This window comes from Seonamhaeicola algicola (assembly GCF_007997385.1).
Classification (GTDB): Bacteria; Bacteroidota; Bacteroidia; order Flavobacteriales; family Flavobacteriaceae; genus Seonamhaeicola; species Seonamhaeicola algicola.
This window is the reverse complement of the sequence record NZ_VOSC01000028.1, coordinates 2,484-18,292: the sequence shown is the minus strand read 5'-3', so window position 1 is coordinate 18,292 and position 15,809 is coordinate 2,484. Positions and strand designations below refer to the sequence as shown.

General features: G+C 33.6%; 10 protein-coding genes. 8 read left to right on the top strand and 2 right to left on the bottom strand.

Going from position 1 to position 15,809, the window contains the following annotated elements; all coding sequences use genetic code 11:
• Positions 1–59: 59 nt before the first annotated feature.
• From rplK to FUA26_RS12030, 7 genes are all read left to right on the top strand, one after another.
• Complete coding sequence (rplK, locus tag FUA26_RS12060) at positions 60–497, top strand: 50S ribosomal protein L11 (RefSeq protein ID WP_147136403.1); 438 nt, start codon at positions 60–62, stop codon at positions 495–497.
• A gap of 17 nt (positions 498–514) precedes the next feature.
• Complete coding sequence (gene rplA / locus FUA26_RS12055; protein ID WP_147136400.1) at positions 515–1,204, top strand: 50S ribosomal protein L1; 690 nt, start codon at positions 515–517, stop codon at positions 1,202–1,204.
• A 21-nt stretch (positions 1,205–1,225) separates the two neighbouring features.
• Positions 1,226–1,747 carry a 50S ribosomal protein L10 gene (gene rplJ / locus FUA26_RS12050; protein WP_147136397.1) on the top strand — a complete coding sequence of 174 codons (522 nt, stop codon included), beginning with the start codon at positions 1,226–1,228 and terminating at the stop codon, positions 1,745–1,747.
• 63 nt (positions 1,748–1,810) lie between these two features.
• The gene (gene rplL, locus FUA26_RS12045; protein ID WP_147136394.1) at positions 1,811–2,191 is read left to right on the top strand and encodes a 50S ribosomal protein L7/L12; all 381 of its coding nucleotides are present in this window, start codon (positions 1,811–1,813) and stop codon (positions 2,189–2,191) included.
• A gap of 125 nt (positions 2,192–2,316) precedes the next feature.
• The gene (rpoB, locus tag FUA26_RS12040; RefSeq protein WP_147136391.1) at positions 2,317–6,129 is read left to right on the top strand and encodes a DNA-directed RNA polymerase subunit beta; all 3,813 of its coding nucleotides are present in this window, start codon (positions 2,317–2,319) and stop codon (positions 6,127–6,129) included.
• Positions 6,130–6,213: 84 nt separating this feature from the next.
• Positions 6,214–10,515, top strand: a complete 4,302-nt coding sequence (gene rpoC, locus FUA26_RS12035) for a DNA-directed RNA polymerase subunit beta' (protein ID WP_147136388.1) — start codon at positions 6,214–6,216, stop codon at positions 10,513–10,515.
• 137 nt (positions 10,516–10,652) lie between these two features.
• Positions 10,653–10,970, top strand: a complete 318-nt coding sequence (locus FUA26_RS12030) for a DUF3467 domain-containing protein (protein WP_147136385.1) — start codon at positions 10,653–10,655, stop codon at positions 10,968–10,970.
• A 208-nt stretch (positions 10,971–11,178) separates the two neighbouring features.
• Here FUA26_RS12030 and FUA26_RS12025 read toward each other — a convergent pair whose 3' ends face one another.
• Together FUA26_RS12025 and FUA26_RS12020 are read right to left on the bottom strand one after the other, a co-directional pair.
• A complete protein-coding gene (locus FUA26_RS12025) occupies positions 11,179–11,412 on the bottom strand; it encodes a (4Fe-4S)-binding protein (RefSeq protein WP_147136382.1) in 234 nt (77 codons plus the stop codon).
• A 102-nt stretch (positions 11,413–11,514) separates the two neighbouring features.
• Positions 11,515–13,104, bottom strand: coding sequence for a peptide chain release factor 3 (locus tag FUA26_RS12020; protein WP_147136379.1), 1,590 nt, complete (start codon positions 13,102–13,104; stop codon positions 11,515–11,517).
• Positions 13,105–13,697: 593 nt separating this feature from the next.
• On the opposite strand from FUA26_RS12020, the gene FUA26_RS12015 reads away from it, so the two are divergent.
• On the top strand, positions 13,698–15,809 hold a 2,112-nt coding region (locus tag FUA26_RS12015), incomplete at its 3' end, for a DUF11 domain-containing protein (protein ID WP_186826915.1).

Genomic DNA, 15,809 nt, shown 5'->3' with positions numbered 1-15,809 from the left:
GATACACAATCTTTAGCTTCCAAACTTTTAAGATTTGGTATCAAAATAAATTATTAAAAATGGCAAAAGAGTTAAGTAAAGTAGTTAAGCTACAAGTTAGGGGAGGTGCAGCGAATCCTTCGCCACCGGTTGGACCCGCTCTAGGTGCTGCTGGTGTTAATATCATGGAGTTCTGTAAGCAGTTTAATGCAAGAACCCAAGATAAAGCTGGTAAAGTATTACCAGTTGTTATATCGGTTTATAAAGACAAATCTTTTGATTTTGTTATTAAAACCCCTCCAGCTGCAGTACAATTATTAGAAGCGGCCAAGGTGAAAAAGGGTTCAGGTGAACCAAACAGAAAAAAAGTAGCGAAAGTTTCTTGGGATCAAATTAAAACCATTGCAGAAGATAAAATGCAAGATTTAAATGCATTTACAATTGAATCTGCTATGAAAATGGTAGCTGGTACAGCAAGATCTATGGGAATTACTGTAACAGGGCAATTCCCTAATTAATCTTTAAAACATTAAAAATGGCAAGATTAACAAAAAAACAAAAAGAAGCTGTAGCGAAAATTGAAAAAGGAAGACTTTATTCACTTGATGAAGCTTCAGCATTAATAAAAGAAATTACCAATACTAAATTTGACGCATCAGTTGATATTGCTGTTCGTTTAGGCGTAGATCCTAGAAAAGCAAATCAAATGGTACGTGGTGTGGTTTCATTACCTCACGGTACTGGTAAAGATATGAAAGTATTGGCATTAGTTACTCCAGATAAAGAAGCAGAAGCTAAAGAAGCTGGAGCAGATTATGTTGGTTTAGACGAGTACCTTGACAAAATTAAAGGTGGATGGACTGATGTAGATGTAATTATTACTATGCCAAGTGTTATGGGTAAATTAGGGCCTTTAGGCCGTGTATTAGGTCCTCGTGGTTTAATGCCTAACCCAAAAACAGGAACAGTAACTATGGATGTTGCTAAAGCAGTTACAGAAGTTAAAGCTGGTAAAATTGACTTTAAAGTTGATAAAACAGGTATTGTACATGCTGCTATTGGTAAAGCATCATTTAGTGCTGATAAAATTGCAGGTAATGCAAATGAATTATTACAAACATTAATTAAACTTAAGCCAACTGCTGCAAAAGGAACTTATGTTAAGAGTATTTTTATGTCTTCAACAATGAGTCCTAGTGTTGCTGTAGATCCTAAAATTGGTTAATAACTAGTTAAAACTTTTATTATGACAAGAGAAGAAAAATCACAAGTAATTGAGGAGTTAACTGGCGAATTAGCTAATAATGCAAATATCTATTTAACTGATATTTCAGGATTAAACGCAGGAACAACCTCAGATTTACGTCGTGCTGCTTTTAAAGCAAACGTAAAAATGGCTGTAGTTAAAAATACATTACTTGAAAAAGCAATGGAAGCTTCAGATAAAGATTTTGGGGACCTTCCTACTGTATTAAAAGGAAATACATCTGTGATGTATTCTGAAACAGGTAATGCACCAGCAAAGTTAATTAAAAACTTCCGTAAAAAATCTGACAAACCTTTATTAAAAGGTGCTTTTATTGAGGAAGCTATTTACATTGGCGATGATCAGTTAGACGCATTAGTAGATATTAAGTCTAGAGAAGAGCTTATTGGAGATATCATTACATTATTACAATCTCCTGCTAAAAACGTTGTTTCAGCACTTCAATCAAGTGGTGGAAAACTGGCTGGAATTATTAAAACACTATCTGAAAAAGAAGGATAGTATTAAACAGTACGCACTTATTACAATTATATTAAATTAAAAAATTATTAAAACGATAGAAAAATGGCAGATTTAAAAGATTTCGCAGAACAATTAGTTAACTTAACAGTAAAAGAAGTTAATGAGTTAGCTACCATATTAAAAGACGAGTACGGTATTGAGCCTGCTGCTGCAGCTGTAGCTGTTGCTGCTGGTGGAGCTGCTGCTGGTGGTGGTGAAGCTGCTGAAGAAAAAACTGAATTTGACGTAATCCTTAAAGCAGCAGGTGGTTCTAAATTAGCTGTTGTAAAATTAGTTAAAGAATTAACTGGTTTAGGCTTAAAAGAGGCTAAAGGATTAGTTGATGATGCACCAAGCGCAATTAAAGAAGGTGTATCTAAAGATGAAGCTGAAGGCTTAAAATCTTCTTTAGAAGAGGCTGGAGCTGAGGTTGAGCTTAAGTAAGCTTAACAACCAAACAGAACAAAGGTTTAGGTCTAGAGAGTACCTCTCAAAGACCTAAACCATTTTGCGTATATAAAAGTATATACGTTTTTATTATTTTTTTTTAATCAAAATTCCGTTCATTGATGTTGTCAACACAAGCTGAAAGATTAAATTTCTCGTCTATTGTAAATAGAACAGAATATCCAGATTTCTTGGATATTCAAATCAAATCCTTCCAGGATTTTTTCCAATTAGAAACAAAGTCTGAAGAACGCGGTGATGAAGGTCTTTACAATACCTTCATGGAAAATTTTCCAATCACAGATTCCAGAAATCAATTTGTTTTAGAATTTTTAGATTACTTTATAGATCCACCAAGGTATGCTATTGATGAGTGTATTGAAAGAGGACTAACTTACAGTGTGCCTTTAAAAGCAAGGTTAAAGTTATATTGTACAGACCCTGAACATGAAGATTTTGAAACCATAGTTCAAGATGTGTACTTAGGTACTATTCCTTACATGACACCTAGTGGTACATTTGTTATTAACGGTGCAGAACGTGTTGTTGTTTCTCAGTTACACAGATCTCCAGGTGTTTTTTTCGGACAATCATTCCACGCTAACGGAACTAAATTATATTCAGCAAGGGTAATTCCTTTTAAAGGTTCTTGGATTGAGTTTGCTACAGACATCAATCAAGTAATGTATGCATACATTGATAGAAAGAAAAAATTACCTGTTACAACCCTTTTCCGTGCCATTGGTTTTGAGCGCGATAAAGATATTCTAGAAATTTTTGATTTAGCTGAAGAAGTTAAGGTATCAAAAACGGGATTAAAAAAATACTTAGGCAGAAAACTTGCAGCACGTGTACTTAATACATGGCACGAGGATTTTGTTGATGAAGATACAGGTGAAGTAGTATCAATTGAGCGTAATGAAATTGTGCTTGACCGCGATACTATTTTAGATAAAGATAATATTGAAGAAATTATTGAAGCCGATGTTAAAACTATTCTTTTACATAAAGAAAGTTCTGAACAAGGTGATTATGCCATTATTCACAATACGCTTCAAAAAGATCCAACAAACTCTGAAAAAGAAGCTGTTGAACATATTTACCGTCAATTACGTAATGCTGAACCGCCAGATGAGGAAACTGCACGTGGTATAATTGACAAGCTATTCTTTTCAGATCAACGTTACTCTTTAGGAGAAGTTGGTCGTTACAGAATGAACAAAAAATTACAGTTAGATATCGGTATGGATAAGCAAGTACTTACCAAAGAAGATATCATAACTATTATAAAATATTTAATAGAGCTAATCAATTCTAAAGCTGAAATTGATGATATTGATCACTTATCTAACCGTCGTGTACGTACAGTTGGTGAGCAATTATCACAACAGTTTGGTGTTGGTTTAGCACGTATGGCACGTACCATTCGTGAGCGTATGAACGTTCGTGATAATGAAGTGTTTACACCAATTGATTTAATTAACGCGAAAACATTATCTTCAGTAATTAATTCATTTTTTGGTACAAACCAGTTATCTCAATTCATGGATCAAACAAATCCATTAGCTGAGATTACTCACAAGCGTCGTTTATCAGCTTTAGGTCCAGGTGGTCTTTCTCGTGAAAGAGCTGGTTTTGAGGTTCGAGACGTTCACTATACACACTATGGGCGTTTATGTCCTATTGAAACACCAGAGGGACCAAACATTGGTCTTATCTCGTCACTTTCGGTATATGCTAAAGTAAATTCAATGGGATTCATTGAAACACCTTATAGAAAAGTATCTGAAGGTGTTGTAGATATTAAAAATGAACCAACATATTTAAGTGCTGAAGAAGAAGAAGAGAAATTAATTGCGCAAGCTACTGTAAATGTAGATGACGATGGTAAAATATTACACGATAAGGTAATTGCTAGAATGGAAGGTGATTTCCCAGTAATTGACCCATCTGAATTACATTATACCGATGTTGCACCAAACCAAATTTCGTCAATTTCAGCATCGTTAATCCCATTCTTAGAGCATGATGATGCAAACCGTGCATTAATGGGGTCTAACATGATGCGTCAGGCAGTACCGTTATTAAGAGTAGATTCTCCAATTGTAGGAACTGGTTTAGAGCGTCAAGTAGCCAAAGATTCTAGAGTATTAATCAATGCTGAAGGAACTGGTGAAGTTCTATATGTTGATGCAAATGAAATAAAAATTAGATATGACAGAACAGAAGATGAAGCTAAAGTAAGTTTTGATTCTGATGTTAAAACATATCCATTAATTAAGTTTAGAAAAACTAACCAAGGTACATCAATTAACCTTAAACCAATTGTTGTAAAAGGTGATAAAGTAACTAAAGGGCAAGTTTTATGTGAAGGTTATGCAACCCAACAAGGTGAATTAGCTTTAGGTAGAAACATGAAAGTAGCCTTCATGCCTTGGAAAGGTTATAACTTTGAGGATGCCATTGTAATTTCAGAAAAAGTTGTTCGTGAAGATATCTTCACATCTATTCATATAGATGAATATTCTTTAGAAGTTAGAGATACAAAATTAGGTAATGAAGAGTTAACTAACGATATTCCTAACGTATCTGAAGAAGCTACAAAAGATCTTGATGAAAACGGAATGATTCGCGTAGGTGCAGAGGTTAAACCTGGTGACATTTTAATTGGAAAAATTACACCAAAAGGAGAATCTGACCCTACTCCAGAAGAAAAATTATTACGTGCTATTTTTGGTGATAAAGCTGGTGATGTAAAAGATGCATCATTAAAAGCATCTCCATCATTAAACGGTGTAGTAATTGATAAAAAATTATTTGCAAGAGCTGTAAAAGATAAACGTAAACGTGCACAAGATAAAGATGATATCTTAGCTTTAGAAGCACAATACGATAGAAAGTTTGATGAATTAAAAGATGTATTAGTTGATAAGCTATTTGCTATTGTAAATGGTAAAACAGCTCAAGGTATTTATAATGATTTAGGTGAAGAAGTATTACCAAAAGGTAAAAAATTCACTTTAAAAATGTTAAATGCTGTTGATGACTATGCACATTTAGTATCTGGTAAATGGACAACAGATGACCATACAAACCAGTTAGTAGCAGATTTAATTCATAATTATAAAATTAAAGAAAACGACTTACAAGGTGCTTTACGTCGTGAGAAGTTTACCATTTCTGTTGGTGATGAGTTACCAGCAGGTATTATAAAACTTGCTAAAGTTTATATAGCTAAAAAACGTAAACTTAAAGTAGGTGATAAAATGGCAGGACGTCACGGTAACAAAGGTATTGTTGCACGTATTGTTCGTCAAGAAGATATGCCATTCTTAGAAGATGGAACACCGGTTGATATTGTACTAAACCCATTAGGTGTACCATCGCGTATGAACATTGGTCAAATTTATGAAACAGTATTAGGTTGGGCAGGTCAAAAATTAGGTCGCAAATTTGCAACACCAATTTTTGATGGCGCAACACTAGATCAAATTAATGAATTGACTGACGAAGCTGGAATACCACGTTTTGGTCATACGTATTTATATGATGGTGGAACAGGTGAACGTTTTGATCAACCTGCAACAGTTGGTGTAATTTACATGCTTAAATTAGGCCACATGGTAGATGATAAAATGCACGCTCGTTCTATAGGACCTTACTCATTAATTACACAACAACCATTAGGTGGTAAAGCACAATTTGGTGGTCAGCGTTTTGGTGAGATGGAAGTTTGGGCACTTGAAGCATATGGAGCATCAAGTACTTTACGCGAAATATTAACTGTAAAATCTGATGATGTTATTGGTAGAGCTAAAACATACGAAAGTATTGTTAAAGGTGAACCAATGCCAGATCCTGGATTACCAGAATCATTCAATGTATTAATGCATGAATTAAAAGGTTTAGGATTAGACATCAGATTAGAAGAGTAAAATTTTTAACGGTTGTTAGTTGTTTGTTGGTAGTTGTTAAAACCAGCAACCAACAACCAACAGCCAACAACTAATTCAAAAGAAATGGCAAGAAAACAAGATAAAAATACAGTTAAGAGATTTAATAAAATCTCAATTGGTTTAGCTTCTCCAGAATCTATTTTAGCAGAATCTAGAGGTGAAGTTTTAAAGCCAGAAACTATTAATTACCGTACACATAAGCCAGAACGCGATGGTTTATTTTGTGAGCGCATTTTTGGTCCTGTAAAAGATTATGAGTGTGCTTGTGGTAAGTATAAGCGTATTAGATATAAAGGTATAGTTTGTGACCGTTGTGGTGTTGAAGTTACTGAAAAGAAAGTACGTAGAGACAGAGTTGGTCATATTAACTTAGTAGTACCTGTAGCGCACATTTGGTATTTCCGTTCATTACCAAATAAAATTGGTTACTTATTAGGGTTACCATCTAAGAAATTAGATATGATTATTTACTACGAACGTTACGTAGTAATTCAACCTGGTAATGCTAAAAATGAAGAAGGTGAGCCATTACAAAAAATGGATTTCTTAACAGAAGAAGAATACTTAAATATTCTTGAATCTCTTCCTCAAGATAATCAATATTTAGATGATTCTGACCCAGAAAAGTTTATTGCTAAAATGGGTGCTGAATGTTTAATTGAACTTTTAGCTAGAATTGATTTAGAAACTTTATCATACGAATTACGTCATAAAGCTAATACTGAAACATCTAAACAACGTAAAACCGAAGCGTTAAAACGTTTACAAGTTGTTGAAGCGTTACGTGAGTCTAACAATAACCGTGAAAACCGTCCGGAATGGATGATTATGAAGGTTATTCCTGTAATTCCACCAGAATTACGTCCGTTAGTACCATTAGATGGTGGACGTTTTGCAACATCAGATTTAAATGATCTTTACCGTCGTGTCATTATACGTAATAACCGTTTAAAGCGTTTAGTTGAAATTAAAGCGCCAGAGGTAATTTTACGTAATGAAAAACGTATGTTACAAGAATCTGTAGATTCATTATTTGATAACACACGTAAATCTTCAGCAGTAAAAACAGATTCTAACCGTCCGTTAAAATCATTATCAGATAGTTTAAAAGGTAAGCAAGGGCGTTTCCGTCAAAACTTACTTGGTAAACGTGTAGATTATTCAGCACGTTCTGTAATTGTTGTTGGACCAGAATTAAAATTATTTGAGTGCGGATTGCCAAAAAATATGGCAGCAGAACTTTACAAACCTTTTGTGATTAGAAAATTAATTGAAAGAGGTATTGTAAAAACTGTAAAATCTGCAAAGAAAATTATAGATAAAAGAGAGCCAGTGGTTTGGGATATTTTGGAAAATGTTCTTAAAGGACATCCAGTATTACTAAACCGTGCTCCTACATTACACCGTTTGGGTATTCAAGCTTTTCAACCTAAATTAATTGAGGGTAAAGCTATTCAATTACACCCATTAGTGTGTACAGCATTTAATGCCGATTTTGATGGTGACCAAATGGCGGTGCACTTACCATTAGGGCCAGAAGCTATTTTAGAGTGCCAGTTATTAATGTTGGCATCGCATAATATCTTAAACCCAGCAAATGGTTCGCCTGTAACAGTACCATCACAAGATATGGTTCTTGGTCTTTATTACATGACTAAAGAACGCAAATCTACACCTGAAGTACCAATTAAAGGTGAAGGTTTAACATTCTATTCGCCAGAAGAGGTAGAAATTGCTTTTAACGAAAAGCGTGTAGATTTAAATGCTGGTATTAAGGTAAGAGTTATTGATATTAATGAAGATGGTAAGTTAGCACCAATGATTGTTACAACTACTGTTGGTCGTGTTTTATTTAACCAGCACGTACCACAAGCAGCAGGTTATATCAATCAGGTTCTTACTAAAAAATCATTAAGAGATATTATTGGTAATATTCTTAAAGTTACATCGGTACCTGAAACGGCTGATTTCCTAGATTCTATTAGAACTTTAGGTTTCAACTTTGCATTTAAAGGTGGTTTATCATTCAGTTTAGGTGATATTATTATTCCTGCTGAAAAGCAAACAATGATTGATAAAGCCAATGGTTTAGTTGATGGTATTATGGGTAACTATAACATGGGACTTATTACTAACAACGAACGTTATAACCAGGTAATTGATATTTGGACATCTACTAACGCTGAATTAACTGAGCTTTCTATGAAACGTATTCGTGAAGATCAGCAAGGTTTTAACTCGGTGTTTATGATGCTTGATTCTGGAGCACGTGGTTCTAAAGAACAAATTCGTCAGTTAACCGGTATGCGTGGATTAATGGCTAAGCCTAAAAAATCAAATGCTGGTGGTGGTGAAATTATTGAAAATCCAATTCTTTCTAACTTTAAAGAAGGTCTTTCAATTTTAGAATATTTTATCTCAACGCATGGTGCTCGTAAAGGTCTTGCAGATACGGCATTAAAAACCGCCGATGCAGGTTACTTAACACGTCGTTTAGTTGACGTATCACAAGATGTTATTATTAACACTGAAGATTGTGGTACTTTAAGAGGTGTTGAAGTTGAGCCTTTAAAGAAAAATGATGAAATTGTTGAAACACTTGAAGATAGAATTGTTGGACGTGTTTCATTAAATGATGTACACAACCCATTAACTGATGAACTATTAGTTAAAGCTGGTGATTTAATTGATGATAAAATAGCAAAAGCTATTGGAGATACACCAATAGAAAGTATTGAAGTACGTTCGCCATTATCTTGTGAAGCATTACAAGGTATCTGTGCAAAATGTTACGGCCGTAACTTAGCAACAGGTAAAATGGTACAACGTGGTGAAGCTGTTGGTGTTGTTGCAGCACAATCAATTGGAGAACCTGGTACACAGTTAACATTACGTACATTCCACGTAGGTGGTATTGCGGGTAATATTTCTGAAGAAAATAAATTAGCAGTTAAATTTGATGGTGTTGCTGAAATTGAAGATTTAAAAACTGTTAAAGGTACTGATAATGATGGTAATGAAGTTGATATTGTTATTTCAAGAACATCAGAAATTAAGTTAATTGACGAGAAAACAGGCATTACTTTAAGTACTAATAATATTCCTTATGGGTCTAATTTATTAATTAAAAACGGCCAAAAATTAACAAAAGGTGATGTTGTTTGTACTTGGGATCCATACAACGGTGTAATTATATCAGAGTTTGCAGGTAAAATTAAATATGAAAATATTGAACAAGGTATTACATACCAAGTTGAAATTGATGAGCAAACTGGTTTCCAAGAAAAAGTAATTTCAGAATCTAGAAACAAAAAGTTAATACCAACCATTCATATTGAAGATGGTAACGGTGAAACAATTCGCTCATACAACTTACCAGTTGGTGCGCACTTAATGATTGATGATGGAGAGAAAATTAATGTAGGTAAAGTGTTGGTTAAAATACCTCGTAAATCTGCAAAAGCAGGTGATATTACAGGTGGTTTACCACGTGTTACTGAGTTATTTGAAGCTCGTAACCCATCAAACCCAGCAGTAGTATCAGAAATAGATGGTGTTGTGTCATTTGGTAAAATTAAGCGTGGTAACCGTGAAATTATTGTAGAGTCTAAAACAGGTGATATTAAGAAATACTTAGTGAAATTATCTAATCAAATTCTTGTTCAAGAAAATGATTATGTAAAAGCAGGTATGCCATTATCTGATGGTTCTATAACTCCAAATGATATTTTAAATATCAAAGGACCTTCAGCAGTTCAACAATATTTAGTAAACGAGGTACAAGAAGTGTATCGTTTACAAGGTGTAAAAATTAACGATAAGCACTTTGAAGTTGTTGTAAGACAGATGATGCGTAAAGTTAGAATTATAGATTCTGGCGATACCATTTTCTTAGAAGATCAATTAGTTCATAAAGCAGATTTCATAAAAGAAAACGATGATATCTTCGGAATGAAAGTTGTTGAAGAAGCGGGTGATTCTACCAACCTAAAAGCAGGTCAAATAGTAACACCACGCCAATTAAGAGATGAAAATTCAATTTTAAGAAGAGAAGACAAACAACTTGTAGTGGCAAGAGATGCACAACCTGCAACGGCAACGCCAATATTACAAGGTATTACAAGAGCTTCGCTTCAAACTAAATCATTCATTTCTGCAGCATCGTTCCAAGAAACTACGAAAGTACTTAACGAAGCAGCTGTAGCTGGTAAAGTTGATACTTTAGAAGGCTTAAAAGAAAATGTAATTGTTGGTCATAGAATACCAGCAGGTACAGGTATGAGACGCTATTCTAACATCATTGTAGGATCAAAAGAAGAATTTGATGAAATGATGCAAGTAAAGCAAGAGCTTAACTATAACTAATAATTGTAATTCCTGCGAAAGTGGGAGTACATATAAAATTAAAGGCCTTCATGTAATTTACTTGAAGGCTTTTTTATTAAAACGAATTTATATAAATTAGATTCCCGCTTTTGCGGAAATTAAAAATAAAAATTTCTATGGCAGACGATAGTAATAAGCCTAAACAAGGGCAAATAAATATAGAGTTAGATGAAAAAGTTGCTGAAGGTACATACTCTAACTTAGCAATTATTAATCATTCAGTATCTGAATTTGTGGTAGATTTTGTTAATATTATGCCTGGTGTTCCAAAAAATAAAGTGAAGTCTAGAATTATATTAACTCCACAACATGCAAAACGTTTATTAAAGGCTTTAGCTGATAATGTTAACAGGTTTGAAAATGCCCATGGCGAGATAAAAGATTATGAACAGCCACCTATACCATTAAATTTTGGGCCAACTGGCGAAGCTTAATTAATAGGTATAAGTTAAATTTATTTATTTTCGTTTAAAAATTGATTTTTGTTATATTTTTTAACGCATTTAAATCTGTTTTAAGTTTTGAATAACTAAATATATTTAATACTTAATGTTTTTTCAAATAAAAGTATTTAAAATAGCTTTTATGAATTTTTGAAGAAAAAATGCCCTTTATAAAATTTTATAAAGGGCATTTTTCATTTTAAACTAAAGCTTCCTGCTTCTTTTTTAAATATTGCAGTGCTCCCGATGGGCAGCGTTCAATTTGCTCTATAATTTTGCTACTTTCGGTATTATCTAAATTTACCCAAGGTATTATAGAGTCGCTAAAAACTTCTGAAAGTTCTTTAGCACAAATGCCTGATAATGTGCATTTTTGAGGATTATAAGTAACGGTAATATCTTTGTTACTAAACTCTTTAGCATTTACTTTCATTGGTAGATCTTTTGGGTGATTATTAATGAATATCGATTAAATGTATTAATTTATCGTTTAAAAACAAAATTTTTAACATTTTGATAATTTTTCAATTTGTGTTTAATCAAATTCTGAGGTAAAATGAAATTTAATACTTGGGTATTTTTGCTGTGTCATTTGTAATGAAAATAAAGAATCGGCTAAAAATACTAATTGCCCTTGTTTATCTTTAGCTAAAAAGCGTTGTTTTACCTGTTTAAATTCTTTAAACTCTGCATTTTTTTCATCTTCAGGTTCAACCCAACATGCTTTTGCAACATTTAAATTTTCATAAGTACATTTAGCACCATATTCATGTTCTAATCTGTACTGAATAACTTCATATTGCAGAGCACCAACGGTGCCAATAACTTTTCTTCCGTTTAATTCTAATGTAAATAATTGTGCTACTCCTTCGTCCATTAATTGATCAATTCCTTTAAATAATTGTTTTGATTTTAATGGGTCGGCATTATTTATATACCTAAAATGTTCTGGTGAAAAACTAGGTACACCTTTGTAATTTAAAATTTCGCCTTCAGTTAATGTATCTCCTATTTTAAAGCTTCCTGTATCTTGTAAACCTACAATATCACCAGGATAAGAGATATCTACTATTTCTTTTTTTTCAGCAAAAAAAGCGTTCGGACTAGAAAATTTTACTTTTTTATTGTTTCTAACATGCAAATAGGGTGTGTTACGTTTAAACTCACCAGATACAATTTTAACAAATGCTAAGCGGTTACGGTGGTTAGGGTCCATATTGGCATGTATTTTAAAAACAAAACCTGTAAAGTTTTTTTCTTCGGGTTTTACCAAACGTGTATCACTTTGTTTAGCTCTAGGCGTTGGAGCTATGTTTACAAAACAATCTAAAAGCTCTCTAACACCAAAGTTATTTAATGCCGAACCAAAAAATACTGGTTGGAGTTCGCCTTTTTTATAGGCTTCTTTATCAAAATCAGGATAAATACCTTGTACTAATTCTAATTCTTCTCTTAAGGTATTTGCAGAATTTTGACCTACTAATTTATCTAGTTCAGTAGATTCTAAATCTGATATTTTAATAGTCTCTTCAATATTTTTTCGGCTATCTCCACTAAAAAGGTTTACATTTTTTTCCCAAATATTATAAATACCCTTAAACTCATAACCCATACCAATAGGGAAACTAAGTGGTGTTACTCTTAAACCTAGTTTTTGTTCAACTTCATCAAGCAAATCAAAAGCATCTTTACCTTCTCTATCTAGTTTGTTTATAAAAACAATCATAGGTATGTTACGCATTCTACAAACTTCAACAAGTTTTTCAGTTTGTTCCTCAACACCTTTTGCAACATCAATAACCACAATAACACTATCTACAGCAGTTAAAGTTCTAAAAGTGTCTTCCGCAAAATCTTTATGCCCGGGTGTATCTAGAATATTTATTTTTATGTTGTTATATTCAAAAGCTAAAACCGAAGTAGCTACCGAAATACCACGCTGGCGCTCTATTTCCATAAAGTCACTGGTAGCTCCTTTTTTTATTTTATTACTTTTTACAGCTCCAGCTTCTTGTATAGCGCCACCAAAAAGTAATAGTTTTTCAGTTAGTGTTGTTTTACCGGCATCGGGGTGCGAAATGATACCAAATGTACGTCTGCGGTTTATTTCTTTTAAAAAATCCATGTTGTATTTTAAGGTATGCAAAAATATAAATAAGTATGATACTTACTAAGTAATAGCGGTATAAATACTATTTACTTTATGTTTTGGAGAGGTTTACCATTCATCTACACTTTTAGGTGTTTCGTCTTAATTAAATTGCATTTAAAAGTGTTTGCTGAGTTGTGAATAATTGAATTTATAATTTAGATTTTTATTGGTGTGCTATAAAATTCTTACTATTTTTATGTAATATGATGTGACTTAGGTTAAAAATAGTGTGTCTATAGTGGTTAATATAGAAAGTGATTGGGAATTTGGGAAATGAAAAAAATAAAGAAATCATTCATCGAAAGAAAACTGCTTTTCAACACCACAAAATTGCTGTTAAAACAAGAAGAAAAATATTAAATAAATATCACTATAAATTTACAATTTCAACTAAAGTTAATCTGTAAAGTTGATTTAATAAGCTAGAATAAATTTTTAAATACTAATTTACCATGATCACAACAAATACTCATCATTTAACAAAAAGAAAAAATTTAAAAGTGTTTTTTCTTTTTATGGTATTAATTTTTGTTTTTCTAACAAAAAGTTATTCTCAAACGACAGGAGTGTGGTCTCAATCAGGTCCAGGTGGGGAGTGGCAAGCACAAGCCGGAAGTGTTTATGTGAGGTTGGTTTCAATTGATAATATTACACAAATACAAACAGAGACGATGGGATGTGCTGGTGCTTATTCTGATACATCTGTAGATAATAATCCGTCACTACGTTTAACGGCTAATGTAAATGCTTCTGGAGTTATTGATGGCAATTTGCAGTTTGCCTTTTTTGATGGCCCTTTATCAACAACTTTAGTGCCTGTAAACACTCCTATTATACATGTTGATAGGGTCGGAGGAAGTTTAGGAAGTCCAGGGAATACATTATCTAATTCTGGATTATTTACATTAACCAATGGTACATGGTCTGAATTATCGCAGAATGGGGTACATTTAGAGTCTACAGCATCAACTTTTTATAGAACCACTGGTACCCTATTAACAGAACCTCCTTCTACAGAATGTGGTGTGTCTACAAATGGAACCGCCGCAGGAAGCTTTCAACTAAACGGAGCTTATACTACAATAATCATTGATGCATCTCAAGCCCCAGGAGGACCAGACGGTGGAGATGCGATTGAATTTGTTTTTACAGGAATTTCTCCTTCTAATCCAAATTTACAAGTTACCAAAACATCTTCTACTAATAATGATGTATCTGTCGGACAAACAATTTCATATGATATTGAAATTGAAAATACAGGATCAGTAAGAGCCAATAATATAAGAGTAACCGATATTTTACCTTCAGGTGTTACCTATATACCTGGTTCGGCAAATTCAACATATTATACAGATGTATATACACCTGGTAGTTTTAGTTATACAATGACACCTTCAAATCAAACATTTAATAGTACAGGTTTAACACAAACTTATGTAGTAACAAATGCTGATATACCTTCCAACGCTATTTTAACAGGTTATAGTTATGATGTTACTGTTAGTACAACAGATTGGTTGTCAGAAATATATATGATAGCAAATTATCCAGGTGGTGGTTCGGTCACAGCAGCACCCTTTGGAGGTAATGTGTCAGGGAGTAATGTAAACCAGACCGGTACAGGAACAATTAATGGATCCCCTTCTGCTTTAGGTAATTATACATTTTTTTGGGACGACCCAAATGATTTTGGAGTAAATACAGTAAATAACGCAACTTTCACAATTAATTATGTGGTACCGTCAAGGTCACAGGTTACAAATTCAGTTAATGCTCCTGCTAATATGATAGTTGAAAGTGATGCCGTCAATTTACTACCAGGAGAAACGATGACGGTGACTTTAGATATTTCTGTTGATTCTGGAGCTGCTGGAACAACCATTACTAATACAGCTAATCTAGATGCAGATTACTTTGGAGGAGTAAGTGATACGGTATCAAATAATGTATTACCAGACCCTTGTAACCCATTAACATCTGGCAATCCCGATTTTGATGGTGATGGTGTGAGTGATATTTGTGATTTAGATGATGATAATGATGGTATTTTAGATGCCGATGAATGTACTGAAAGTGCTTTAATTAATGATAGTTTTGAAGATTATAATGTGTCCGATGCTGTTGTTACATATGGAATTGCGCCTAATCGATCATTTCAATTTGATCAAGCAAATGTTAATGGTTGGAGTACAACTGCTGCCGATGGTAGAATTGAAATATGGGAATCTGGTCATAATGGAGGAGACCCAGCTCCAACACCTTCTTTTGATGGTGGTTCGCATGCCGAGATTAATGCCACTAGTGATGCTCAACTATACCAAGATGTAGCCACTACACCAGGATCGATAATAACATGGTCTATATGGCATAGAGGAAGAAGAGGTACTGATGAAGCTAACGTATTAATTGGCCCTGCAGGAGGTACTCTTGTAGTTCAACAATTAATGAGTTCAGACAATACTGCATGGGTAAATTATACAGGAACCTACACAGTACCAGCTGGACAAACAACAACGCGTTTTGGTTTTGAAAGCGTATCTACAGCAGGAGGTGGTATAGCCACAGGTAATTTTATAGATTTATTTTCAGTAACCATATGTCCCGATACAGATGGAGATGGAATATCAAATCAACTTGATAACGATAGTGATGGAGATGGTTGTTTTGATGCTCTTGAA

What these genes read in the sequence shown, in the direction of transcription:
- rplL (WP_147136394.1), top strand. Translation starts at nt 1,811, where the DNA reads ATGGCAGATTTAAAAGATTTCGCAGAACAATTAGTTAACTTAACAGTA.
- FUA26_RS12025 (WP_147136382.1), bottom strand. Translation starts at nt 11,412, where the DNA reads ATGAAAGTAAATGCTAAAGAGTTTAGTAACAAAGATATTACCGTTACT.
- rplK (WP_147136403.1), top strand. Translation starts at nt 60, where the DNA reads ATGGCAAAAGAGTTAAGTAAAGTAGTTAAGCTACAAGTTAGGGGAGGT.
- rpoC (WP_147136388.1), top strand. Translation starts at nt 6,214, where the DNA reads ATGGCAAGAAAACAAGATAAAAATACAGTTAAGAGATTTAATAAAATC.
- FUA26_RS12020 (WP_147136379.1), bottom strand. Translation starts at nt 13,104, where the DNA reads ATGGATTTTTTAAAAGAAATAAACCGCAGACGTACATTTGGTATCATT.
- rplA (WP_147136400.1), top strand. Translation starts at nt 515, where the DNA reads ATGGCAAGATTAACAAAAAAACAAAAAGAAGCTGTAGCGAAAATTGAA.
- rplJ (WP_147136397.1), top strand. Translation starts at nt 1,226, where the DNA reads ATGACAAGAGAAGAAAAATCACAAGTAATTGAGGAGTTAACTGGCGAA.
- rpoB (WP_147136391.1), top strand. Translation starts at nt 2,317, where the DNA reads ATGTTGTCAACACAAGCTGAAAGATTAAATTTCTCGTCTATTGTAAAT.
- FUA26_RS12030 (WP_147136385.1), top strand. Translation starts at nt 10,653, where the DNA reads ATGGCAGACGATAGTAATAAGCCTAAACAAGGGCAAATAAATATAGAG.